Source organism: Dietzia sp. CH92 (assembly GCF_032248695.1).
Lineage (GTDB): Bacteria > Actinomycetota > Actinomycetes > Mycobacteriales > Mycobacteriaceae > Dietzia.
This window is the reverse complement of record NZ_JAVHXC010000001.1, coordinates 541,358-565,011: the sequence shown is the minus strand read 5'-3', so window position 1 is coordinate 565,011 and position 23,654 is coordinate 541,358. Positions and strand designations below refer to the sequence as shown.

Annotated in this window: 23 protein-coding genes; 9 read left to right on the top strand and 14 right to left on the bottom strand. The window is 72.0% G+C overall.

Annotated elements, in window-relative coordinates; translation table 11 throughout:
* Positions 1-95 precede the first annotated feature (95 nt).
* Positions 96-833, top strand: coding sequence for a CPBP family intramembrane glutamic endopeptidase (locus RWK90_RS02670; protein ID WP_314034401.1), 738 nt, complete (start codon positions 96-98; stop codon positions 831-833).
* On the opposite strand, the gene RWK90_RS02665 is transcribed toward RWK90_RS02670, so the two are convergent.
* Positions 808-2,043, bottom strand: a complete 1,236-nt coding sequence (locus RWK90_RS02665) for a multidrug effflux MFS transporter (RefSeq protein WP_314034399.1) — start codon at positions 2,041-2,043, stop codon at positions 808-810. The two genes, RWK90_RS02670 and RWK90_RS02665, sit on opposite strands and share 26 nt — an antisense overlap.
* Before the next feature lie 42 nt (positions 2,044-2,085).
* The gene (locus tag RWK90_RS02660; RefSeq protein ID WP_314034397.1) at positions 2,086-2,604 is read right to left on the bottom strand and encodes a hypothetical protein; all 519 of its coding nucleotides are present in this window, start codon (positions 2,602-2,604) and stop codon (positions 2,086-2,088) included.
* 168 nt (positions 2,605-2,772) lie between these two features.
* On the opposite strand from RWK90_RS02660, the gene RWK90_RS02655 reads away from it, so the two are divergent.
* On the top strand, positions 2,773-3,252 hold the full coding sequence (locus RWK90_RS02655; protein WP_314034395.1) for a VOC family protein: 480 nt from the start codon (positions 2,773-2,775) through the stop codon (positions 3,250-3,252).
* A 63-nt stretch (positions 3,253-3,315) separates the two neighbouring features.
* Here RWK90_RS02655 and RWK90_RS02650 read toward each other — a convergent pair whose 3' ends face one another.
* The 7 genes from RWK90_RS02650 to RWK90_RS02620 all read right to left on the bottom strand — a co-directional run bounded on the left by RWK90_RS02650 (position 3,316) and on the right by RWK90_RS02620 (position 9,974).
* Entirely contained in the window at positions 3,316-5,013 is a 1,698-nt protein-coding gene (locus RWK90_RS02650) for a fumarate hydratase (protein ID WP_314034393.1), read from the bottom strand.
* 64 nt (positions 5,014-5,077) lie between these two features.
* On the bottom strand, positions 5,078-5,644 hold the full coding sequence (locus RWK90_RS02645) for a protein-L-isoaspartate O-methyltransferase (protein ID WP_314034391.1): 567 nt from the start codon (positions 5,642-5,644) through the stop codon (positions 5,078-5,080).
* A gap of 39 nt (positions 5,645-5,683) precedes the next feature.
* Positions 5,684-5,980, bottom strand: coding sequence for a hypothetical protein (locus tag RWK90_RS02640; protein ID WP_314034389.1), 297 nt, complete (start codon positions 5,978-5,980; stop codon positions 5,684-5,686).
* A 49-nt stretch (positions 5,981-6,029) separates the two neighbouring features.
* Positions 6,030-6,785: an ATP-binding cassette domain-containing protein gene (locus RWK90_RS02635; protein ID WP_314034387.1), complete on the bottom strand. Its 756-nt coding sequence runs from the start codon at positions 6,783-6,785 to the stop codon at positions 6,030-6,032.
* Positions 6,782-7,840 carry an iron chelate uptake ABC transporter family permease subunit gene (locus RWK90_RS02630; protein WP_314034385.1) on the bottom strand — a complete coding sequence of 353 codons (1,059 nt, stop codon included), beginning with the start codon at positions 7,838-7,840 and terminating at the stop codon, positions 6,782-6,784. The genes RWK90_RS02635 and RWK90_RS02630 overlap by 4 nt, the downstream gene beginning before the upstream one ends.
* On the bottom strand, positions 7,833-8,846 hold the full coding sequence (locus RWK90_RS02625) for an iron chelate uptake ABC transporter family permease subunit (protein WP_314034383.1): 1,014 nt from the start codon (positions 8,844-8,846) through the stop codon (positions 7,833-7,835). The genes RWK90_RS02630 and RWK90_RS02625 overlap by 8 nt, the downstream gene beginning before the upstream one ends.
* 132 nt (positions 8,847-8,978) lie before the next feature.
* Positions 8,979-9,974 (bottom strand): ABC transporter substrate-binding protein, encoded by a 996-nt coding sequence (locus RWK90_RS02620; protein WP_314034381.1) that lies wholly within the window; start codon positions 9,972-9,974, stop codon positions 8,979-8,981.
* A gap of 186 nt (positions 9,975-10,160) precedes the next feature.
* On the opposite strand from RWK90_RS02620, the gene RWK90_RS02615 reads away from it, so the two are divergent.
* The 3 genes from RWK90_RS02615 (at position 10,161) to RWK90_RS02605 (ending at position 13,278) form a co-directional block, all read left to right on the top strand.
* Positions 10,161-11,396: a sugar phosphate nucleotidyltransferase gene (locus tag RWK90_RS02615; protein ID WP_314034379.1), complete on the top strand. Its 1,236-nt coding sequence runs from the start codon at positions 10,161-10,163 to the stop codon at positions 11,394-11,396.
* A 78-nt stretch (positions 11,397-11,474) separates the two neighbouring features.
* A complete protein-coding gene (locus RWK90_RS02610; RefSeq protein ID WP_314034377.1) occupies positions 11,475-12,461 on the top strand; it encodes a TIGR03560 family F420-dependent LLM class oxidoreductase in 987 nt (328 codons plus the stop codon).
* A gap of 103 nt (positions 12,462-12,564) precedes the next feature.
* Positions 12,565-13,278, top strand: a complete 714-nt coding sequence (locus RWK90_RS02605) for a hypothetical protein (protein ID WP_314034375.1) — start codon at positions 12,565-12,567, stop codon at positions 13,276-13,278.
* A gap of 51 nt (positions 13,279-13,329) precedes the next feature.
* On the opposite strand, the gene aqpZ is transcribed toward RWK90_RS02605, so the two are convergent.
* The 3 genes from aqpZ to RWK90_RS02590 form a co-directional block, all read right to left on the bottom strand.
* Positions 13,330-14,037 (bottom strand): aquaporin Z, encoded by a 708-nt coding sequence (aqpZ, locus tag RWK90_RS02600; RefSeq protein WP_314034760.1) that lies wholly within the window; start codon positions 14,035-14,037, stop codon positions 13,330-13,332.
* A gap of 209 nt (positions 14,038-14,246) precedes the next feature.
* Positions 14,247-14,975 carry an NAD-dependent deacylase gene (locus RWK90_RS02595; protein WP_314034758.1) on the bottom strand — a complete coding sequence of 243 codons (729 nt, stop codon included), beginning with the start codon at positions 14,973-14,975 and terminating at the stop codon, positions 14,247-14,249.
* Between the two features lie 50 nt (positions 14,976-15,025).
* On the bottom strand, positions 15,026-15,706 hold the full coding sequence (locus RWK90_RS02590) for a hypothetical protein (protein ID WP_314034373.1): 681 nt from the start codon (positions 15,704-15,706) through the stop codon (positions 15,026-15,028).
* A gap of 356 nt (positions 15,707-16,062) precedes the next feature.
* On the opposite strand from RWK90_RS02590, the gene typA reads away from it, so the two are divergent.
* From typA to RWK90_RS02570, 4 genes are read left to right on the top strand one after another with little or no spacing between them, the layout of a single operon-like run.
* Positions 16,063-17,985 (top strand): translational GTPase TypA, encoded by a 1,923-nt coding sequence (gene typA, locus RWK90_RS02585; RefSeq protein WP_314034371.1) that lies wholly within the window; start codon positions 16,063-16,065, stop codon positions 17,983-17,985.
* A 12-nt stretch (positions 17,986-17,997) separates the two neighbouring features.
* On the top strand, positions 17,998-19,911 hold the full coding sequence (locus RWK90_RS02580; RefSeq protein WP_314034369.1) for an ABC transporter family substrate-binding protein: 1,914 nt from the start codon (positions 17,998-18,000) through the stop codon (positions 19,909-19,911).
* Positions 19,908-20,828 carry an N-acetyl-1-D-myo-inositol-2-amino-2-deoxy-alpha-D-glucopyranoside deacetylase gene (gene mshB / locus RWK90_RS02575; RefSeq protein ID WP_314034367.1) on the top strand — a complete coding sequence of 307 codons (921 nt, stop codon included), beginning with the start codon at positions 19,908-19,910 and terminating at the stop codon, positions 20,826-20,828. Before RWK90_RS02580 ends, mshB begins: the two co-directional genes overlap by 4 nt.
* Positions 20,825-21,271 carry a hypothetical protein gene (locus RWK90_RS02570; RefSeq protein WP_314034365.1) on the top strand — a complete coding sequence of 149 codons (447 nt, stop codon included), beginning with the start codon at positions 20,825-20,827 and terminating at the stop codon, positions 21,269-21,271. The genes mshB and RWK90_RS02570 overlap by 4 nt, the downstream gene beginning before the upstream one ends.
* On the opposite strand, the gene RWK90_RS02565 is transcribed toward RWK90_RS02570, so the two are convergent.
* The gene (locus tag RWK90_RS02565; protein ID WP_314034363.1) at positions 21,242-22,933 is read right to left on the bottom strand and encodes a PH domain-containing protein; all 1,692 of its coding nucleotides are present in this window, start codon (positions 22,931-22,933) and stop codon (positions 21,242-21,244) included. The genes RWK90_RS02570 and RWK90_RS02565 overlap by 30 nt on opposite strands.
* Entirely contained in the window at positions 22,930-23,583 is a 654-nt protein-coding gene (locus tag RWK90_RS02560) for a PH domain-containing protein (RefSeq protein ID WP_314034361.1), read from the bottom strand. Before RWK90_RS02560 ends, RWK90_RS02565 begins: the two co-directional genes overlap by 4 nt.
* Positions 23,584-23,654: the final 71 nt, after the last annotated feature.

Here is a 23,654-nt window from a genome sequence, read left to right as displayed (position 1 = left end):
CCACCTCGTGCCGGAGCGGTCGTCGTGGGACGACTCGCGGTCGTCCGCGTCACCATACCCCCGGTACGGACGTCGCGCGAGGTATCGTCGCGGTGATGTCCCCGCAGTACCGCGTCCCGGCCGACCGTTCCCGCCTGAGGGGGGTGGTCGGGGTCGTCGGGGTCCTGGGCACGTTGGTGGCGATCAACCTCACCGCGAACCTGGCGGGGCTGCCCCACCGGGAGTGGGTCGTGCCGCTGTCCGTGCTCGCCCTGGTGATCGTGGTCAAGGCCCGCGGGATGCACTGGGCCGAGCTCGGCCTGTCACTGCGCCACATGCCGCGGGGGCTGGCGTACGGGCTCGCCGCGACCGTCGCGGTGGCCGCGGTGGTGACGGCCGGGTGCCTCATCCCGGCCACGAGCCCGTTCTTCCTCTCCGAGCGCTACTCCGATCTGCGGATGGCCGTGTTCTCGGCGCTCGTGCTCATCCCGCTGATGACCGTGCTGCCGGAGGAGTTCGCGTTCCGCGGGGTCCTGCAGGGCGCGCTCGAGCGGACTTTCGGCACGACCGGCGTGTTCGTGGTCGGTTCGCTCGCGTTCGGCCTGTGGCACGTCACCTCGTCACTGGGACTGACGGCCGGCAACGCGGGCCTGGCGGAGGTCCTCGGGACCGGACTGGCCGGTCAGCTCGCCGGGATCGGCCTCGCGGTGGCCGCGACGTCGGTGGCGGGTGCCGGGTTCATCTGGATCCGTCGCCGCAGCCGGAGCCTGCTGGCGCCCATCGGGCTGCACTGGGCGTTCAACGCGGTGGGTGCGCTCGCCGCCGCGCTCACGTGGCGCGCACTGGCCGGCTGAACACCGCCCGCGCGGCCAGCACCGCGACCGCCGCGCACGTGCCCATCACGGCGAGCATCGGGGCGGCCGAGTGCGGACCGGCGAGGCCGGTCAGGGGGGACACGAGCGCGGCCAGGCTGAACTGCGCGGCGCCGAGCAGCGCGGACCCCGCGCCGGAGTTGCCCCGGGTGGCCTGCATCGCCAGCGCCACGGCGTTGGGCAGGACCGTGCCGATGGACAGGGTGAGCAGGATGAACCCGACCGTGACCGGGGCCAGCGCGAGGGTACCGGCGGGGGAGAGGGCGACGACGACGACGAGGAACGCGATCGCCACGACCATGCCCGCCACCCCGGCGCCCATCAGTTTCTCGGGCGCGAACCTGCCCACCAGCCGCGCACCCGCGAGATTCGACACGAGGATGCCGAGGGCGTTGACGGTGAACGCGATCGCGTACGCGGTGGGCGACAACCCGACCATGTCCTGGTAGATGAACGGGCTGGCGGAGATGTAGGCGAACAGGACGCCGAAGGTGGACACGAACACCGTGACGCGGGCGGCGAACGGGAAGTGGGTGGCCACCGTTCGCATCCCCGAGACCGTGGCGCGGACGCCGCCGGCTCGACGGTCCGCCGGGTCCAGGGACTCGGGCACGGCCACGGCCACGCCCACGGCCGTGACCGCGGCCAGCGCTCCGAGCAGCCAGAACACGCCCCGCCACCCGCCGAACGGCACGACGGCGCCGCCGACGAGCGGTGCGATCACCGGGGCGACGGACTGGATGGCCATGAGTGTGGCGAAGGCCTTGGCCACGCCCGCGCCGCGCCCCACGTCGACGACGACGGCCTTGGTGAGCACGACTCCCGCGGCGCCGAAGAACCCCTGGGCCACCCGCCCGGCCAGCAGCACCCAGATGTTCGGCGCGAGTGCGCACACCACGGCCGCCACCGCGGTGCCTATCGAACCGGCGATGAGCAGGCCGCGACGCCCGGTGCGGTCGGACAGCGGGCCGATCACCAGCTGACCGGCGGCGAGCGCCACCATGAACGCGGTGAGGGTGAGCTGGGCGGTCGAGGCGGACACGCCGAACTCGTCGACGATGAGCGGCAGCGCCGGCAGGTAGGTATCGGTCGCGAACGGGCCGATCGCACCGCACAGGGCCAGGGCCAGCAGCATCGTCGCGGGCACGGCGCCCGGCGGCGGGGTCGGGGTCGGGGAGGGGGTCGTCGTCACGACTGGACGATAGCGCCGGGGTGCCGACCGGCCCCGACCGGGTCAGTCGGTCCGGACCTCGGCGACGCCGTCGAGGTAGGTGATCACGCCGCCGTCGAAGGTGGAGATCCAGCCGCCGTCCGTGGTCGCCTCGTCGGCGGTGGGGAAGCCCAGGTCACCGGCCGGGCCGCCCGCCTCCCGGTAGGCGGCGAGGATCTCGCCCTGGACGACGAACGCCCGCCCGGTCGGTGTCAGGACGACCGCGCCGCCCTCGAAGTCGACGACCGCCCCACCCTCTACATCCGTGGCGGGTCCCGTCACCCGGCCGAGCGTGCCCTGCTCGCCACCGAGTTCGCTCCAGCGGTCCGCCACCGCCACCGGGATGTCCACCGGGGTCTCGGCGGGGCCGAGAACGGGGGTCGAGCTCGTCGTCGTCGCCGTCCGGGTCGTGGTGAGAGTCGGTACGGCCGGCGCGGCGGGGTCCCCCGCGGCGGGACCGTCCTCCGACGAGCAGGCCACCAGAGCAGCCCCGGTGACCACGGCCACGGCGAGGGGGGCGAGGACACGCGTCATCCTGTCCATGTCCCCGATCCTAGCCACCCGCGCACGGGTGCCGATCCGTGGCCGGATCGCGACCACCGACCTCTTCCCGACGGCAGCGCGGCGGCGCAGACTGGGACCCGACCCCGCCGGTCGCCACCACCGCCCGGTATGCCGCCGGGACGCCGACCGGCCCGCGAGGAGGACACCATGGCCGAGATGACGACATGCCTGTGGTTCGCCACCGAGGCGCAGGAGGCCGCCGAGTTCTACTGCTCGGTCTTCCCGCGCTCGGCCATCCGCGCCGTCGACACCACGCCCGTCGACACCCCCGGCCCGTCGGCCGGTGACGTGCTGCTCGTGGAGTTCGAACTCGACGGCCGGCCGTTCATCGCCCTCAACGGCGGGACCGCCGCGGAGTACACCGACGCCGTCTCACTCGAGATCCGGTGCGAGACGCAGGACGAGATCGACCACTACTGGAACGGGTTGCTCGCCGGCGGCGGGCAGGAGGTCCAGTGCGGGTGGCTCATCGACCGCTACGGGCTGCGCTGGCAGGTGGCGCCGCAGATGTTCTACCGGCTCGCGCGGGGCGGTGACGTCGAGGCCGCGCGCCGGGCGTTCACCGCGATGCTGGGAATGGTGAAGCTCGACATCGCCCGGATCGACGCCGCCGCCCGCGGGGACTGAGCCCCACGGACGGCGATGCCGTGGCGCGGCGGAGAGGGCCGGCGGGGAGCCGGCCGTCGCCGGTCAGAGGCCGGGGCGCTTGCCGATCGTCAGCGTGACCTCGCCGGTGTGGGCGAAGAAGTCCTCGCCCTTGTCGTCCACCACGATGAAGGCGGGGAAGTCCTCGACCTCGATCTTCCACACCGCCTCCATGCCGAGCTCCTCGTACTCGATGATCTCGACGTGCTTGATGCAGTCCTGCGCCAGCCGCGCGGCGGGGCCGCCGATCGAGCCGAGGTAGAAGCCGCCGTGGGTGGCGCACGCGTCGGTGACCTGCTTGGAGCGGTTGCCCTTGGCGAGCATGACCATGGAGCCGCCCGCGGCCTGGAACTGCTCCACGTAGGAGTCCATCCGGCCCGCGGTGGTCGGGCCGAACGAGCCCGACGGCATACCCTCCGGGGTCTTGGCCGGGCCCGCGTAGTACACGGGGTGGTCCTTGAGGTACTGCGGCATCTCCTCGCCGGCGTCGAGGCGCTCCTTGATCTTGGCGTGGGCGATGTCGCGGGCCACGACGAGCGGGCCGGTGAGCGACAGGCGGGTCTTCACCGGGTGCTTGCTCAGCTCGGCGAGGATCTCCGGCATGGGCTTGTTGAGGTCGATCTTCACCGCGGCGCCCTTGCCGGTACCGGAGATGCCGTCGGTGGCGGCGTCGAGCTCGGCGTCGGTGGTGGCGGGCAGGTACTGACCCGGGTTGAACTCGAGCTGCTCGAGGAACACGCCCTCGGGGGTGATCTTGGCCTTGGCCTGACGGTCGGCCGAGCACGACACCGCGAGCGCCACCGGCAGGGACGCGCCGTGGCGGGGCAGGCGGACCACGCGGACGTCGTGGCAGAAGTACTTGCCGCCGAACTGCGCGCCGATACCGATCTTCTGGGTCAGCTCGAAGACCTTCTCCTCCAGCTCGACATCGCGGAAGCCCCGGCCCGTGATGGCGCCCTCGCGGGGCAGCTCGTCGAGGTAGTGCGCGGAGGCGAGCTTGGCGGTCTTGAGCGCGAACTCGGCCGAGGTGCCGCCCACGACCAGGGCGAGGTGGTACGGCGGGCACGCCGCGGTGCCCAGCGACCGGATCTTCTCCTCGATGAACTGCATCATGCGGTCGGGGTTGAGGATCGCCTTGGTCTCCTGGTACAGGAAGGACTTGTTGGCCGACCCGCCGCCCTTGGCCATGAAGAGGAACTTGTAGGCGTTCTCGGAGCCCGGGGTGGTGTTGGCGCCGATCTCGATCTGGGCCGGCAGATTGGTGCCGGTGTTCTTCTCGTCCCACATCGTGATGGGGGCGTTCTGCGAGTAGCGGAGGTTGAGGCGGGTGAACGCGTCGTAGACGCCGCGCGCCACGGCCTCCTCGTCGGGGCCCGGGGTCAGCACGTGCTGGCCGCGCTCGCCCTTGACGATCGCCGTCCCGGTGTCCTGGCACATGGGCAGGACACCGCCGGCGGCGATGTTGGCGTTCTTCAGCAGGTCCAGCGCGACGAACTTGTCGTTGTCGCTCGCCTCGGGGTCGTCGAGGATCTTCGCGACCTGCGCGAGGTGGTCACTGCGCAGGTAGTGGGAGATGTCGTGCATCGCCGTCTCGGTGAGCAGGCGGATCGCCTCGGGCTCGACCTTGAGGAACGTCATACCGTCGGGGCCCTCCACCGTCGAGACGCCCTCGGTGGTGAGAAGGCGGTACTCCGTGGTGTCCTCCCCGACGGGAAGAAGGTCCTCGTAGAGGAAGTCGGCCATCGACGGCTCCTGGGTGTGCGGCGCGGATGAGGTCCGCCTCAGGATAGTTGCCGGATCACGCTGCTCAGAATCGGGTGTGCAGCAAGGGTACGAACCGGTAGCCGCCGTGCTCGGTGATCTCGACCTCCGCGCCGACCCGTCGCACGCGGTGCATCCGGTTCGCCCACGGCGCGACCATGATCCCGTCGTCGGCGAGCTGGTCGACGAGCTCGCGCGGCAGATCGGGGGCCATCGCGGAGACGAGGATCCGATCGAAGGGGGCGAGGTCGGGGAGCCCCAGGATCCCGGGCTCGGCCGGGTGGACCCTGACCCACGGCTGGTCGATCGCCTCGCGTGAGCGCTCCACCAACTCGGGGACGAGTTCCACGGCGTGGACCCGCGACTCCGGGCCACCGAGTTCACCGAGGATCGCGGAGGTCCATCCGCTGCCGGAGCCCACGTCGAGCACCGTCATCCCGGGGAACGGTTCGAGGAGGCCGAGCATGTCCGCCACCGTGGACGGCTGGGAGTTGGTCTGCCCGTACCCGATGGGCAGCGGGGCGTCGCGGAAGTGATCCGCGACGACCTCCGGCGGGAGGAAGCGGCGGCGGTCCTGGGCTCGCATCGCCGCGGCGATGCTCCGGCCGGTCACTGCGCCACCTCCTCCCGCCGGGTGCGGGGGACGGACCCGCTACGCCTCGCCGAGGACGCGCGTCTCGCCCTCAGGGTCCAGATCATCGATCTCGTCGCGCGGCTCGGGGGAGACGCCCTCGTCCTCCGGCTCCGGGCTGTCGACGTCGGGGCGCTCCGCGGCGAGCTTGTCGTCGAGGTCGTGGTTCTCCTCGATCGGCTTCCACGTCTCGGGGGCGTCGACGGTCAGGTCCTCGTTGTCGGTCGTGATGACGTCCGCGTCGAGCCCCTCGCTCCCGTCCAGGGTGTTCTCGTCGTAGTCTCCGTCGGTGTCCTGGTCGTACTGTCGTTCGGTCATGCCCCGATTGTCCTGAATCCGGGGCGGTCGCGCATCCGGTCAGCCCGGCTCAGTAGTAGCAGGCGAGCTTGCCGTCCGGGCCGTCGATCACGCTCACCGGGGTGTCGAAGACCCTGCTCAGGACCTCGTCGGTCATGATCTCGCCAGGGGTGCCGAACTCGACCACCTCGCCGTTCTTCATGGCGCAGATGTGATCCGCGTAATGCGAGGCGAAGTTGATGTCGTGCAACACGATCACGATGGTGCGGCCGAGCTCCTCCGCGGCGCTGCGCAGGTGCTTCATCATCTGCACGGAGTGCCGCATGTCGAGGTTGTTGAGCGGCTCGTCCAGCAGGACGTAGTCGGTCTGCTGGCTCAGCACCATCGCCACGTACGCGCGTTGACGTTGACCGCCCGAGAGCTGGTCGAGGTATCGGTTCTCGAGCGCGGCCAGGTCGAGGAAGTCGATCGCCTGGGTGATGATCTCCTCGTCCGCGACCGTGAGCCGGCCCTTGGAGTGCGGGAAGCGCCCGAACCCGACGAGCTGGCGCACGGTGAGCCGGGTGATGAAGTGGTTCTCCTGCCGCAGGATCGACACGATGCGGGCGAGGTCCTTGGACTTGGTGGTGGTCACGTCGTACCCGGCGACCTCGATGACACCCTCGTCGAGCCCCATGAGACGCCCGATCATGGTGAGCATCGTGGACTTGCCCGCCCCGTTCGGACCGACCAGCGCGGTGATACCGCCGCGGGGGATCTCGAGGTCGACGGGCCCGATGGTGACCGTGTCGGAGTAGTTCTTGGAGACCTTCTCGAGGGTGATCACAGGCGTCCCTTTCTGAGGATGACGAAGAGGAAGACCGAGCCGCCGATCACCTCGATGATGATCGAGACGACGCCCTGCGCGTAGAAGACGTGCTTCATGATGAAGTAGGCGCCGGAGAGCACCACGAAGCCGAGCAGGGCGGACACGGGGAAGATGTAGCGGTGGTCGTAGCTGTCGGCGAACTGGTAGGCCAGCGTGGCCACCAGGAAGCCGAGGAAGGTCATCGGGCCGACGAGCGCGGTGGACACGGCCATGAGGATCGACACGAAGAACAGCGTCCGCATCACCTCGCGGCGATGGTCCAGCCCGAGGTTGTGGGTGATGTCCTTGCCGAGGGAGACCACGTTGAGGCGTTTGGCGCTGAGCACGAGCATCACGCCCGCGACCACGCACAGCGGGATCGCCACGGGCAGGTAGGACACCTCGGCGTTGGCCATCGAGCCGAAGAGCCGGGCGGTGAGGATGTCGAAGTCGCTCGGGGTGAGCAGGCGCTGCATGAAGGTGGAGATCGACCCGAGGCCGCCGCCGATCACGATGCCGATGAGCAGCATCACCTGGATGTTCGCGTAGCGGCCGGAGAGCAGCCACCCGTACAGCGCGACCGACAGTCCCACCATGAGCGCGACCTGCAGGATGAACTGGGGCAGCCCGGTCAGCGCCATGAGCCCGGCGGCGCCGAGGAAGTAGATGGCGGAGGTCTGCACCGCCACGTAGAGCGCCTCGAAGCCCATGATCGACGGGGTGACGATCCGGTTGTTGGCGACCGTCTGGAAACTCACCGTGGCCAGCGCCTGGCACAGGGCCACCACGACCATGACGACGACCGTCGTGGTGCGCAGTTCGGCGACGCGCCAGAAGCCCGTCGACCCGATGGGCATGGGGTTGTCCCAGGCGAGGATCCCGAATCCGAAGCCCACGGCGAGGAGCGACAGGGCCGTGACGACGATCCAGTAGCGGCGCCGCGAGCGGGGCGTGGGCAGGGGGCCGCTCTCCCGGGCCGGGGCGCCCGGACCGTGGATCGCACCCGGGTCGGCGGCGGCGTCGCGGCTATCCATTGCTGCGCTGCCGGAGGAGCAGGGACACGAACACGACCGAGCCGACGATGCCGAGGATGAGCGAGACCGGGACCTCGAACGGCATGATCACGGTCCGGCCGACGAGGTCGCAGACGGTGACGATGCCGATCCCGAGCAGGCACACCCAGGGCAGGTTGGACCGCAGGTCGTCGCCGCGGATGAGGGACACGATGTTGGGGACGATGAGCCCGAGGAAGGGCAGGTTGCCCACCACGACGGTGACCACGCCGGTGGCGACCGAGATCAGGGCGGTGCCGACGAGCAGGATGCGGTTGTAGTTGAGACCGACGTTGGTGGAGATCTCCTCGCCGAGCCCGGCGACGGTGAAGCGGTCGGCGACGATGAACACGGCGAGCCCCACGAGCGCGACGACCCACAGGACCTCGTACTGGCCACGGATCACGGACGTGAAGCTGCCGGCGAACCAGATGCCGAGACTCTGCAGCATGTCGGTCTGCAGCGCGATGAACGTGGAGACGGAACCCACCACGGCGCCGAGCATGATCCCGACGATCGGGACGATGAGCGACGAGCGCAGGGACACCCTGCGCAGAAACAGGAAGAACACCATCGTGCCGATGAAGGCGGCGATGACGGCCGCCACCATGCGCGTGAGGATGTCGGCCTCGGGGTAGAGGATGAGCACGGCGAGCAGGCCCAGTCCCGCCCACTCGGTGGTCCCGGTGGTGGTGGGTTCGACGAACCTGTTCTGGGTGAGCAGCTGCATCACGAGCCCGGACATGGCCATCGCGGCGCCGGCGAGGACCAGCGCGATGGTGCGGGGGATCCGGGTGATGCCGAACATCTCGGCCCCGTCCTCCGCGCCGAAGACGTCGTAGACTCCGGTGAACAGCGACAGGGCGAGCAACCCGGCCACGACGAGGACGCCGACGAGCAGCTTCCAGTCGAACAGTCGGCCCTTGGATCGGGTGGGGGTGGGAGGTGTACCGGCCCCGGGCGGGGGAGCGGTGGAGGAGGCAGTCACGTCTGGTCGTCAATCGGTGTCGTCACGGGCGGGGGACGGTGCCGTCCGGACCGGGAGGGCTCCCGGCGACGACGACGAGGGTGGGCCCGCCGCGACCGGCGGTCCCACCCTCGTCCGACAGGTGTCGCGAGATCAGTTCTTCGCCGCTTCCAGCTTGTCGGCCAGGGCGTTGAGGAACTCGGTGTAGGTCTGGATGCTCTCGTTGGTGTAGGTGTCCGCGGGCATGTAGACGATGTTGTCCTCACGCACGGCGGTGACTCCCTGGAGCGCCTGGGACTCGGCGAGCAGCTCGCTGGCCGGGCGGTAGGCCGGGTCGTCGGCGCCGGTGGCGGTGCCGCCGTCACGGTCCATGACGATCATGATGTCCGGGTTGGAGTCGGCGATCGCCTCGACGGAGATGTCGTCACCCTGGTGGTTGCTCGAGCCGTCCTCGACCTCGAGGGACGGGGTCAGGCCGAGGATGTCGAACAGGGGGCCGATGGTGCGGCCGGTGCCCGGGGTCACGTAGTTGATCTCGCCACCGGAGGTGATGAGGCCCATGACGGTGTCGTCGGCGGAGTAGGCGGCCTTGACGCGCTCGATGGCGGCGTCGAGGTCGGCGTTGAGCTGCTCGGCCTCGGCCTCCTTGCCGAAGATCTCGCCCAGCACGGTGGTCTGGCGCTTGAGCTCGGCGTCGAAGGGCTGGCCGTCACGCGGGTCGAGGGAGATGATCGCGGCGTCGGGGACCAGGCGCTCGAAGTCGGCCTGGTACTGGGTGAAGCGCTGACCGTTGATGATGAGGTCGGGCTCGGCGGCGACGACGGCCTCGAGGTCCGGCTCGCGGTGGCTGCCGAGGTCGATGATGCTCTCGTCGGTCTTGTAGGCGATGGTCTTCGGCATGAGGGAGACCGCGCCGGCCTTCAGCTCGACCCCCCAGTCGGCCAGCGTCTCGAACGTACGGTTGTCCGTGGCGACCACGGACTGCGGCGGGATGGTGACGGTCTGGGTGCCGTTGTTGTCCTCGACCTCGATGGTGGTCGTCTCGCCCTCGGCGGCGGTGTTCTCGACGTCGGCGTCCGAGCCACAGGCGGTCAGGCCGAGAGCCAGCGCGCCGAGGACGGCGCCGATACGTACGCGTGTAGAAATCATGATTCCCTTGCTTCAACGTGACTGGAAGGGTCGCCCCGCCGTGTGACGAGCGCCGCTTAGCCAAACCTAACCTAAGCCCCGGCTGACCGGCAAACCCGGGTGGGTGGCGGATCCACCGCGCCCGTCGGCACTAGAGTGGGCGCACCGACGCGCCGTCAGAGACGGTGCAGGAGAGGAGTCCTCGTCATGGCGCCGCTGTCCGTGGTCACGATCGTCCTCGCAGGCGGGGCGGGGTCCCGTCTCCGCGCACTCACCCGGGACAGGGCCAAGCCCGCCGTGCCGTACGGCGGCGGGTACCAGCTCATCGACTTCTCCCTGAGCAACGCGGCCAACTCCGGCCTGAGAGACGTCTGGGTGGTCCAGCAGTTCCATCCGGTGTCACTGGGTTCTCATCTGCGCAGTGGGCGCCCGTGGGACCTCGACCGGCTGGACGGGGGCCTGTTGGTGCTGCACCCCTCGCAGGGCACGGGCCGCGACGGGTTCCACTCCGGCACGGCGGACGCGTTGTGGAAGCAGGTCGAGCCCCTGCGCGAGGCCGCGCCGGAGGTGACGGTCGTGGTGAGTGCTGACGCGGTGTACCGGCTCGACTACGACCGCCTGGTCCGGGACCATCTGGCGTCGTTCGCGGAGGTCACGATGGTGACGACGCGCGTGGCGCCGGAGGACGCGGGACGCTACGGCGTGGTCCGCGTGGACGAGGCCGGAGCGGTCACCGACTACGCCTACAAGCCCGAGGATCCCGACGGCGACCTGATCTGCGCGGAGATCTTCGCGTTCAACACCGCTGCGCTGATCCGCCACCTGGAACAGGCCCACGCCGACGTCGAGGCCGCCGGCGGGGACGGCGACATGGGCGATATCGGGGACAACGTCCTCCCGGCCATGGTGTCGGCCGGGCACGCGCGGGAGTGGCGGCACGAGGAGTACTGGCGGGACGTGGGGACCGTCGCGTCGTACTGGGCGGGGCACATGGACCTGATCGGGGACCCGCCGGTCCACGAGCTCGACGTGCCGGGCTGGTCGCTGCGGACGGCGTCGGCGTACAGCGGCCCGGCCAGGACGGGCCCGGAGGCGCGGGTCTCGCGGTCCCTGCTGGGGCACGGCGCCGTGGTGGACGGTGCGGTGGAGCACTCGGTGATCGGGCCGGGCGCCGTCGTCGAGGAGGGGGCCCGGGTGCGCGACAGCGTGGTGCTCCCCGGTGCCGTGGTGCGGGCCGGGGCGCGGGTCGACACGGCGGTGATCGACGCCGGGGTGGAGGTCCCGGCGGACGCGCGGATCGGCGAGCACCAGCCCGGCGCCGAGGAGTCGTCGGTGCGCGTGGCATTGCTGGGCACGGCCCCGGACTGGCCGCGGCCGTCCGGGTTCACCCTCCCGGCGGGGGAGCTCGACCCACCCGACGACGACGAGGACCCGCGCGTCTGACGTGGGCCGGGGCCGTGGGGGCGGAGCCGGCCCGGCGCGATCCCGCCGGTGATGCGGCGCCGGCGCTACGCTCGTGCCATGCGATTCGGTCTCTTCCTGCCCCAGGGTTGGCGTCTCGATCTGGTCGACGTGCCGGCCGCCCGTCACTGGCCGGTGATCTCCGACCTGGCCGCCCGCGCCGATGCCGGACCGTGGGAGTCGGTGTGGGTCTACGACCACATGCACTCCGCGCCGTTGACCACCACCGAGGCGACGCACGAGGCGTGGAGTCTGATGTCGGCGCTGGGGGCGGTGACCACGCGTGTGCGTCTCGGCCAGATGTGCACGTGTCTCGGGTACCGCAACCCGGCGCTGCTCGCGAAGATCGCCGCGACCGTCGACCACATCTCCGGTGGTCGCGTGGAGATGGGGATCGGGGCGGGGTGGTACGAGCACGAGTGGCGCGCGTACGGCTACGGGTTCCCCTCCGCCGGCGACCGCCTGGCGATGCTCGACGAGGGCGTGCGGATCATGCGCGGGGCCTGGGCGGACGGTGTCGTCTCCCTCGACGGTGAGCACTACCGGGTGGACGGGGCGGTCGTGCAGCCGCGGCCGCTGCAGCCGGGCGGGATCCCGATGTGGATCGCCGGCGGCGGGGAGCGCAAGACGCTGCGGACCGCCGCCCGCTTCGCCGACTACACCAACTTCGACGGCACGCCTGAGGGGTTCGCGCACAAGGCGGATGTGCTGCGCGGACACTGCGCGGACCTCGGCCGCGATCCCGCGGAGATCACGATGACGGCCAACTACAACGTGGCCATCGGCGAGACCGAGCGGGAGGTCGCCGACCGGCTGGAGTTCCTGCGCGACCGCATGTCGCGCCACGTGGGTGCCGAGGAGGCGGACCGCCAGCTCGGTGCGTACCGCGGACTGCCCGGGGTCGGCACGCCGGAGCAGATCGTCGAGAAGCTCACCGCGCTGGAGAAGCTGGGTATGGGCTACGGCATCTTCTACTTCCCGGAGATCGCCACCGACACCTCGGGACTCGAGCTGTTCGAGCGGGAGGTCGTGCCCGCGCTGTCCTGAGCCCGCACCCGGGGCGGTGTCCGCCGACCGCGCTCCGGTGGTGATGCCCTCCGGCCGGGGTTACGTTCCAGGTTCATCCGACCCCGTACCGAGGGAGGCAGCCGTGGACCCGATCATCTGGATCGTCATCGGAGTGGTCGCGCTGATCGTCGTGATCGCGCTCATCGCCCTGGCGGTGAGGAACAACAACCGGAGGAAACTGACCGAGGCGGCGGAGCTCCGTGCCGAGGCCCGCGAGCGCGAACAGCGTCTCGAGCGTCAACACGCGGCGGCCCGCGAGCAGGAGCACCGTGCGGGCGCGGCCGAGCAGGAGGCCAGGGCGAAGGCGGCGGAGGCCGACAGGCTGCGCGCCGAGGCCGACGAGCAGCGCCGCACACTGGACGAGCAGCACCGTGACGTGAAGCGGATGGAGCAGACCGCCGAGAAGCTCGACCCGCGGCACCGCGCAGATGAGCAGGGGCGGGATCGCCGGGACGACAGCGGACACCGGGGCGAGCGCGGACACGGCCACGACCACGGGCACGACCACGGTCACGACCACGGTCGAGACGGCGGTCGCGACCACGTCGCCGCGGGTCCGGCTGACACCGCGGACCGTGGCCGTCACGCGGCGGCGGACGATGCGACCCCGGGCCGGCCCGGCGGGGAGGGCACGCTCGGTCGCCATGCGACCCCGGACGACGCGGCGGGGCTCGCGGCACCCGGGGGCGTCGCCGATCCGGGGACGACCGGCCCGGGCGGTGCGGACGCGGGCCGCGGGCGCGGTGTCACGGACGGGCTGCGCGAGCACGGTCGTCCGGACGAGCCGCGTCGGTAGAGCGCACGCGGAGGGCGGCCGCCGGGGAAGACTCCCCGGCGGCCGCCGCCGTCAGTGCGACACGCGCCGGGGGCGTTCGCCGAACAACGGACCGTAGAGGGCTCCGGCGAGGAGGGCGCCCGCGATCGGCGCCACCCAGAACAGCCACAGCTGGCCGGGGGCGCCGTCCCCGTTGAAGAACGCGACGGCCGTGGAGCGGGCCGGGTTCACCGAGGTGTTGGTCACGGGAATCGAGATCAGGTGGATCAGGGTGAGGGTCAGGCCGATCGCCGCGGGCGCGACCCCGGCCGGGGCCCGGCGATCGGTGGAACCGAGGATGACCCACACGAACACCGCGGTGAGGACGACCTCGATGATCAGGGCCGAGAGCAGGCTGTAACCGTCCGGCGAATGGGCCCCGAAGCCGTTGGCGGCCATGTGCCCGGTGGCCTCGAACCCGTCCTTCCCCGACGCGACCAGGAGGATCACCGCGCCCGCGGCCAGGCCGCCGACGACCTGGCTGACGACGTAGACTGGTGTCGCGGACCAGGGAAGGCGTCCGGCGATCGCGGCGCCCACGGTCACGGCCGGGTTGAAGTGCCCGCCCGAGATGTGGCCGAACGCGTACGCGCCGGTGAGGACGGTCAGGCCGAACGCGAGTGACACGCCGAGGTAACCGACCCCGACGGGGACGTCACCGGTGTCGGCGGTGGCGACCTGCACCGCCGCGAACACGGCGGTGCCGCACCCGCCGAGGACGAGCCAGAACGTCCCGATCAGTTCGGCGGCGATGACGGAGGAGACCCGGGGCGCGGGGGGCGGTGTGGCCTCGGCGTCCGCGGGCGGGGCGGCGGTTGACGGATCGGACACGGCTGACCTCCTGGCCTCTGCGGGGTGGAGAACCGCGGCCTCGGGGGTGAGGTCCCGGTCCGGTCAACCTAGCGCGATCGCCGCCGCTCCGGGGCGGGTATCCGGGGCCGATCCGGCGGTCAGGCGTCGAGCAGCGCCGGGAGGGCGTCGCCGGCCGTGGAGCGCACGTGGACGCTCACCTCGGGGCCGAGGCCCGAGGGGCCGGGGTTGACCTCGACCACCGGGAGCCCGGCGTCCGCCGCCAGGCCGGGGAGCGAGGCCGCGGGATGGACCAGCCCGGAGGTCCCCACGACGAGCACCGCCGCGGCGGAGGTGACCGCGTCGACGGCGGCCTCCCAGGGGGCGCGGGGGAGCAGCTCGCCGAACCACACGACGCCGGGACGGGCCCGCCCGCCACACCGTTCGCAGGACGGTGGGGTCATGCGGTCTACCGGGTCGGCGGGGGGCGCGCCCACGTCCATCGGCGACCCGCAGGTGTCGCACCGGTGGGCGAACAGGCTCCCGTGGACGTGGTGGACACGCTCGGAACCGGCGCGTTCGTGGAGGTCGTCGACGTTCTGGGTGACCACGGTGACCTCACGGCGGGCCTGCGTGCGGGCCACCGCGAGATGGCCGGCGTTGGGCCGTGCCCCGGAGACGAGGTGCTCCCGCCAGCGGTACCAGGCCCAGACGGTGTCGCGGTCGCGGGCCCAGGCCTCCGGTGTCGCCAGGGCCGTGGGATCGTATCGCTCCCACAGGCCGGTCTGGGCGTCGCGGAACGTGGGGACACCGCTCTCGGCACTCATGCCGGCGCCGGTGAGGACGACCAGAGGCCCGTCGCCCGCGAGGGCGAGCCGGGCCTCGGTCAGAGTCCGGTCGGGGTCGCGGGCGGACCGCCCCGACTCCCGGCCCCCGCCGGTCACGGGACGAACGCGGTCCCCACGGTGGGGAAGGCCACGCAGTTGGCGGTCCCGCCGTTCTCGAGGTTCGTGGTGACCCCGCCCTGCAGCAGCATGAGCACCTGACCCGGGCCGGTGTCGGCGACCCCGTTGACCGTGGCCGGCCCGCCCTCGTTGATGCCGTTGTAGCCCAGGACCGTGGTGCCGCGCCGCCCGTTGCTGACGTTGAACCAGTCGACGGTCATGGGCTGGGCCTGCTGGGCGGCGACGCCCTCGGTGCCGAGGGCGGTGAAGATGAAGCCGAGGTGGCCGGGTGCGATACCGGGCAGCGGGAGGTCCGCGGGGCCGGGGACCGCGGTGGCCGCGCCCACGGCGGTCTGCTCCCCACCGATGCACTGTTGCATGATCGTCGGGTAGGCGAACTGCGCGATGACCGGGCCGTTCTCGGGCAGCGGCGTGCCGGGCTCGCCGGTGCCGCGGAAGAAGCCGACGAGACGCGCGATGGTGCCCCGGGTCTCCTCCGGGATCCACTGCTGAGCCGCGACCTTCTCGATCGCCTGGAGGACTGGCTCGGTCGGGCGACCCAGCTCGTCCAGGGACTGGGCGCCGGCGGTGGCGGGCGCGGCGAGTCCCACCACGACGGCGGTGGCGGCGCCGAGGCCGAGGGTCCGGAACGAGGTCCTGAGCGAGTGGCGGGTCACTGGCGAGTCCATTCTTCGGCGGGGTGGGCGGACCGGTCGGCGGCCGACCGGGCGACCGCTCGATAATCTCACAGTGCCCCCGTATCGGGGACGGGCGGACTCGGCAGCGCGAGTCGGCTGGGGCTGATGTTACAGAAGTTGTACGTGATGTAAATAACAACGCAGGTAGCGGTGGCGGCCGTGGGGTTCGGGATAGGGGTTCCGCGCCCATCAGCGGGTAATGTGGTCACGCAACGCGCGCTCGACCGGACGCGCTTGTGGATCACGCGGGAGACCCCGCCGATTCCCACGCCACGCGCCCCGGCGGTGACATCAGCCGCCTCGGCGCCGTAAGCCTCCGAGGGAGAACCCAGCGTATGGCCCAGACCGAGTTCCGTAATGTCGCGATCGTCGCGCACGTCGACCACGGTAAGACGACCCTCGTCGACGCGATGCTGCGTCAGTCGGGGGCGTTCGACGAACGCGCAGAGCTCGTGGACCGCGTCATGGACTCGGGGGACCTGGAGCGGGAGAAGGGCATCACGATCCTCGCCAAGAACACCGCCGTCCGCCGCCCCGGCGCGGGCTCCGGTGGGGCCGACCTCGTCCTCAACATCATCGACACCCCCGGCCACGCCGACTTCGGCGGCGAGGTCGAGCGCGGTCTGTCGATGGTCGACGGCGTGGTGCTGCTCATCGACTCGTCCGAGGGCCCGCTGCCCCAGACGCGCTTCGTCCTGCGCAAGGCGCTCGCCGCCTCGCTGCCGGTGATCATCGTGGTCAACAAGACCGACCGCCCGGACGCCCGGATCGACGAGGTCGTCGAGGAGGCGCAGGACCTCCTGCTGGACCTCGCCTCGGACCTCGAGGACCCCGACGCCCAGGCCGCCGCCGAGCGCGCCCTCGAACTGCCCGTCGTGTTCGCCTCCGGTCGCGCCGGCAAGGCCTCCACGACCCAGCCGGCCAACGGCCAGGAACCGGACGCCGAGAACCTCGACGACTTCTTCTCGCTCCTCTACGACGTCATCCCCGCCCCCCGTGGCGACGCCGACGCCCCGCTGCAGGCGCACGTGACCAACCTCGACGCGTCCAACTTCCTCGGCCGCATCGGCCTGGTCCGCATCCACAACGGCCGCCTCCGCAAGGGGCAGCAGGTCGCGTGGATCCACCACCTGCCCGAGGGCGGGACCGAGACCAAGACCGTCCGGATCTCCGAGCTCCTCGCGACCGAGGGCGTCGAGCGCGTCCCCACCGAGGAGGCCGTGGCCGGCGACATCGTCGCGGTGGCCGGAATCAGCGACATCATGATCGGCGACACCCTCGCGGACCCGGAGAACCCGGTCGCGCTGCCCGCCATCACCGTGGACGAGCCCGCGATCTCCATGACCATCGGCGTCAACACGTCCCCGCTCGCCGGACGCAACGGCGGCACCAAGCTCACCGCGCGGATGGTCAAGGCGCGCCTCGACCAGGAGCTCGTGGGCAACGTCTCCCTCAAGGTGCTCGACACCGAGCGCCCCGACGACTGGGAGGTGCAGGGCCGCGGTGAGATGGCGCTGTCGATCCTCGTCGAGACCATGCGCCGGGAGGGCTTCGAGCTCACCGTGGGCAAGCCGCAGGTGGTCACCAAGCGCATCGACGGCAAGGTCCACGAGCCGATGGAGCACATGACCATCGACGTGCCCGAGGAGTACCTCGGCGCGGTCACCCAGCTCATGGCCGCGCGCAAGGGCCGCATGGAGCAGATGAGCAACCACGGCACCGGATGGGTCCGGATGGAGTTCCTCGTCCCGGCCCGCGGCCTGATCGGCTTCCGCACGACCTTCATGACCGAGACGCGCGGCTCCGGCATCGCCAACTCCGTGTCCGCCGGCTACGAGCCGTGGGTCGGGGAGATCCGTTCGCGGCACACCGGCTCCCTCGTGGCCGACCGTGCGGGCAAGGCCACCGCGTTCGCGCTGCTCGGCCTGGCCGACCGCGGCGACTTCTTCATCGAGCCCGGCTCGGAGGTGTACGAGGGCGTCGTCGTGGGTGAGAACCCGCGCTCCGAGGACATGGACGTCAACATCACCAAGGAGAAGAAGCTCACCAACATGCGGTCGGCCACCTCCGACGCCACAGAGACGCTGCAGAAGCACCGCAACCTCTCGCTCGAGGAGGCCATGGAGTTCTGTGCCGGCGACGAGTGCGTCGAGGTCGGCCCGGACGCGATCCGTGTGCGCAAGGTCGCGCTGACCGCCACCGAGCGGGCCAAGGCCCGCAGCAAGGCCAAGTCGCGCGAGCAGCAGTCCGTCCACTGACGGGGTGAGAAGGTGACGACGACGGGGGCGTTCGCGCGCCGGCGGGCATCCGCCGTACTGGGCGCCGCGCTCGCCCTCGTCGTCGTCACCGGGTGTGTCGCCGACCCGCCGCCCCCCACGGTCGTGGGCGACGAGCGCACCGACGGCACCGCCGTCACCCTCACCGACGGCGGGGTCCTCCTGGCGGTGGACCGCCTCGAGGAGGGGTTCAACCCCCACCTCCTCGGCGACCAGGGCGTGGACACCGACCTCGTCGCCTCGCTCGTCCTGCCCAGCGCGTTCGTCCCCGGCCCCGACGGTGACCCGGTCCTCAACCGCGACCTGCTCCGCTCCGCCGGCCCCCTGCCGGGGTCGCCGGAGACCATCAGGTACACCATCGACCAGCAGGCCCAGTGGTCCGACGGCGTGCCCGTCGCGGCCGAGGACTTCGAGTACCTGTGGCGGCAGATGATCAGCGAACCGGGGGTCGTCGACCCCGCCGGGTACGAACGGATCGTCGACGTCCGCTCCGGCGCCGGCGGCAAGGTCGTCGACATCGTCTTCGACACCGTCCCCACACACTGGCGCTCGCTGTTCCAGCACATGCTCCCCGCGCACATCCTCAAGGGCGCGCCCGACGGTTTCCAGGGGTCGATGGAACGACTGCCCGTCATGAGCGCCGGGCCGTTCATGATCCGCACGGCGGACATCGGCCGCGGTGAGATCGAGCTCGTCCGCAACGACCGCTACTGGGCCACGGCGCCGGAGATCGAGCAGATCGTCGTGCGGCGGGCCACCGGGCCCGGCCAGCTCGGCGCCGCCCTGCGCGACGGGCCCGGGGCGATGGCGCTGGTCTCCGCCACGCCCGTCGCCACCGACGTCGCCGCCACCGTTCCCGGGGTCTCCGGCACCACCCTCGACGCCACCGCGCAACTCGAGCTCGCGTTCAACTCCGTGGCCCCCGCCGTGGCCGACCCCGAGATCCGCCGCGCCGCCGCGGCGGCGCTCGACCCGCGGGTGGTCGGCCGGATCGTCACGGGTGAGTCGGGTCCCGCCGCGACCTCCTTCCCCTTCCCGGACGGGTCCGCCGCCGCCCCGACCGCCGATCCCGCGCTCACCGCCCGCACCCTCACTGACGCCGGGTTCACCCGACGCGGTCCGCGCTGGCAGCGGGACGGGACCCCGCTGTCCCTCACGATCGGGGTCGAGGCCACCGACGACCGCGCCGTGACCGCCGCCTACACACTCGCCGACCAGCTCCGCGGAGCCGGGATCGGGGCCCGGGTCTGGGAGCTCGACCACACCGATCTCCACGCCGACGCCCTGCCCCACGGCCTCGTCGACGCCGTGGTGGGGTGGCAGCGCACCGACGGGCCCCCAGAGGTCGCCGCGCTGTCCCGCTTCGCCTGCGACACCGCCCGGACCCGCCCGGCCCCGGGCACGTCGGCCACCGCCACCGGGTCCGAGTCGACGACCACGCCCCCGGCGCGGCCCCGCACGACCGTGACCAGCCTGTCGCCGCCGGAGCCGGACACCGGACAGAACCCGCAGCGGCACGCCACCGGCACCGGCACCAGCACGGGCTCCGGCACGCCCACCACCACCCCGACCACCCCGCCCCGCACGATCGGCCGGGACGCCGCCGCCCGCGCCTCCGACGTCGCCGGGATCTGCGATCCCGCGCTCGACCGCGCCCTCGGCGTCCCCGACGGGGCGTCCCCGGGCGGACCGGCCCCCGAACCCGACCTGGTCGCCGCGGGGGAGCGCGTCGCCGAGCTCGCCCTGCGCGTCCCGCTGGTGCGGCCAACAGTGCTGCTGGCCACCGATGGGGTGGACCACGGTGGCCCGGGCACCGCGCCCGCCGGGCCGGACGGGGACGCCGACCGACGACCGCGGTCCGTCACCGACCTGTTCGACACCGCACCCACCTGGAGGAGGATCGGATGACCCCGACGCCCGCGCCACCGTCCTCGACGCAGCCCGCGACGCCGTCCGCGGCCGGACTGCGCGCCCTGTTCGTCCACGCCCACCCCGACGACGAGGCGATCACCACCGGCGGGACGATCGCCGCGCTGGTGGCCGCCGGGGCCGAGGTCCGCGTGCTCACCTGCACCCTCGGCGAGGAGGGCGAGGTCCTCGGCGAGGCACTGGCCGGGCTCGTCGCCGACCGGGCCGACCAGCTGGGCGGGTACCGGATCGGCGAGCTCGGGATCGCCCTGCGCGCACTCGGCGTCGACCACCCACGCTTCCTCGGCGGCGCGGGCCGATGGCGGGACTCGGGCATGGCGGGCACCCCGTCGGCGGACCACCCGCGCGCGTTCGTCCGGTCGGGCGACGAGGCGGTGACCGAACTGGTCGCGGTCCTCGACGACTTCCGCCCCCACCTCGTGGTGACCTACGACCCCCGCGGCGGATACGGGCACCCCGACCACATCCGCGCCCACGAGGTGGTGCACGCCGCCGTCGAGGAGGCCGCCCACCGGCCCCATCGCCTCGCCTGGACCGTCACCGCCCGCAGCGAACTCGACCGCACGCACCCCGAACCGCCCGCGCACCTGCGCCACGCCGAGCCGGACGAACTGCCGTCCGTCCCCGACTCGCGCCTGACCCACCGCGTGCCGCTGGACGACGCCGACTACGCCGCCAAGCTGGCGGCCCTCACCGGGCACGCAACGCAACTCGAGCTGGTGCCCGGACCCGAGGGCGAGCCGTGGTTCCTCGCCCTGACCAACGGTGTCCTCCAGCCCGTGCCGCAGGTGGAGTGGTACATCGCCCACGATCGGACCGGCGAGGACGGGCCCTACGTCAGATGCCCGTCCGGGACCGCGCATCTGCTCACGGGGCTCGCAGCGGACGCGTCGTGACCGCCGCGGCCACCGGGTCCACCGGGCCCACCGCCGACCCCGCGACCGACCCGGCGCGTCGGGCACGACCCGCCTCGCCCGTCGAACTCGGCCTCGCGCTGGCCCTGCTGGCGATCGGCGCGGCGACGAGCTGCGTCCTGGCCTCGGCCTGGCTGACGCTCCACGTGGGCCCCGTCCCGCTGCCCCTGAGCGTCCTGGCCGCCGGGGCCTGGTCGCTGTTCCTCGTCCGCGTGGCCGCCACGTGGTCGGACAGCAGGATCGTGGCCGCGTTCCCCGCCCTCGTGTGGATCCTCACCCTCGTCGCGCTCGACCTCGGCCCCGGCGGCGACATGCCCGTGCCCGTCGGCCTGCGCGGCCTCGCCCTCCTCGTGTTCGGAGGTCTCATCCCGCTGTGGGTGGCCACCCTGCGGATCTCACCCGCGCCGGACACCCATCGACGGTGACACCCGACCGCCGGGGTCGCCGTCGTGGTGCCACACGTCGGTGATGCCCGGCGTCAGCGTCTCGGCCAGTGCCCACGCCTCGTCGGCGTCGATGTCCATCACCGAGTAGACGCCGTTGCCCGCCGGGGTCGCCGCCGACACGGTCGCCACGCCCGCCGAGCGCTGGAACACCGACTGGGTGACGGTCCAGCCGATGATCCCGTCGGCCTCGAGCACCGTCCGCTTGGCCGACCACGAACCGTGCGACGTGACCAGCAGCCCCGGCAACAGCGCGTGCCCGAGCATCCGGATGCGGTCCACCGCGAGCACCAGGAAGAACACCAGCGCGGCCGGGATGCCCCACTCCACCCAGATGTCCGCCGAGGGCCCGGAGTCGATCCGCACCAGCACGATCAGCCCCGCGACGACCCAGAACGGCAGCAGCCCGCGCGTGATCCGCCGACGGATCGCCTTCCACGGATGGCGGCGCAGCCGGATGGTCACCGGCGTCTCGTCGCCGAGGATGCGGATCGCCACCCGACGCACGTCCGCGATCGGCGCCTGCGGCAACAGTGTCGACGCCGTGGCGCCCTTCTTGGTGCCCGTCATGATCGGCTCGAGGCGGCCGCCGCCGAGCATCCGCAGGTACACCGGCAGCCGCATCTCCACCCCGCGCAGGCGCGCCTTGTCGAGCGCGATGTGCTTGCGCCGGAGGATGCCGTTCTGGACGTAGAGCAGCTGCCCGTGATCGGTCAGCGCGTACTTCCCGTAACGGATCGCGTAGGTGATGATCGCCAGCACCCCGGCCACCGCCCAGATGGCCACGCCCTTGCCCACGAACGCCCACGGCTGGCCCAGCGAATCCAGCCAGTCGACCGTCCCCTCGACCACCGCGAGGTCCATGATCCGGTCGTGCATGTCGCCCATCTGCCACGAGATGAGCCACAGCGAGAACAGCACACCGAAGCCGATGAAGGAGAACGGGGCGAACCGCGCCCACGTGACCTTCCACTGGGCGATGTCCTCACCGTACTTCGAGCCCCACTGGACCTCGTCCTCTTCGGAGAGCGTCGGGTCCAGCGCACGGCGGTGCTTGAGCAGCTCGTCGCGCAGCGGCTCCACCAGCGAGGTGTCGATCGCGTCCAGGCGGAACCGCTCCGCGTCCGACTTGCCCGCGTCCGCGCGGCCCGTGCCCACCTCGACGATCGACACGCGCATGACCCGGTGGAACAGGTCCGACTCGGTGTCCACGCTGCGGATGCGGTGCCGGGCGACCGTCACGACCTGCCGGCTGAAGAAGCCCTTGCGCAGGATGATGTGCGTGCGCCCGATCTGGTAGCTCGTCGAGAGCCACCGCAGCAGACCACCGAGCACGACCAGCGTGATGACCGCGGTCTCGAACCAGTAGTTGCTGCGGTTGGACCCCAGCCACAGCGAGACGAGGAACAACGGCAGCAGACGGGTGAGCGTCCCCAGCGGGTTCACGAGCAGCATCCGCCACGACAACCGCTGCCACGGCGCCTCCGGGTCGACCTTCTCCGCGACCGCGGGCTCGTCCGGGGCCAGGACCTGCTCGGCCGGTTCCGCCTCCGGGGCGTCCGCGGTGTCGACCGGGGCGCCGACCTCGTCGTCGTCGACCCCGGATCGTCCCCCCGCGCCCGGCGCGGTACCCGGCCCGCTCACGTCCCGTCCCCGGTGTCGAGGTTGGCGATCGCGATGAGGTGCTGGGCCAGCGCCTCCGCGTCCGCGAGGTTGAGCCCCCGGATCTCCACCGTGCCCTGCGCCGACGCCGTCGAGGCGTTGACCGTGGCCAGGCCGAACCAGCGCTCGAACAGCGTCCGCGTGGTGTACACGGTCTGCAGGCGGGCCAGCGGCGCGATCCGGAACTGGGTGGTCCACCAGCCCTTGCGCGAACACACCGCCGTGTCCGACACGTCCCACCGCGCGACCAGGTAGCGCCACCACGGCGCCACGACGATCCCCATGAACGCGAACGGCACCGTCACGCCCAGGGCGACCCAGTTCCAGAAGCCCATGACGTTCTCGCCCCAGTAGAACCACGCCACCTGCAGCCCGGCGAGGACCGCCCACGACCAGATGCCCTCGATCACGAAGAGCAACGCGGTGCGCTTCTCGATCCGGTGCCGCGGCGCGGTCACCAGCACACGGTTGGAGGTGAGCAGGGCGTCACCGGCGTCCGGCGTGGCCCCGGAGGCCCCGTCGTCCTCTGCCGGGCGGGTCTCACGGAGCGCGTGGGCGCCCCCCTGGTCGGGCGCCGCCGTGGAGACCAGGGGGTCCCCGTTCGTGCGGAGGGGCACAGCGTGATCGGGCATGGCGACAACAGTAGTGCCAGCCGGGCGCGGGTAAGCCCGTGACCACCCGTGGAGCACCGCTCCGCCCGCGG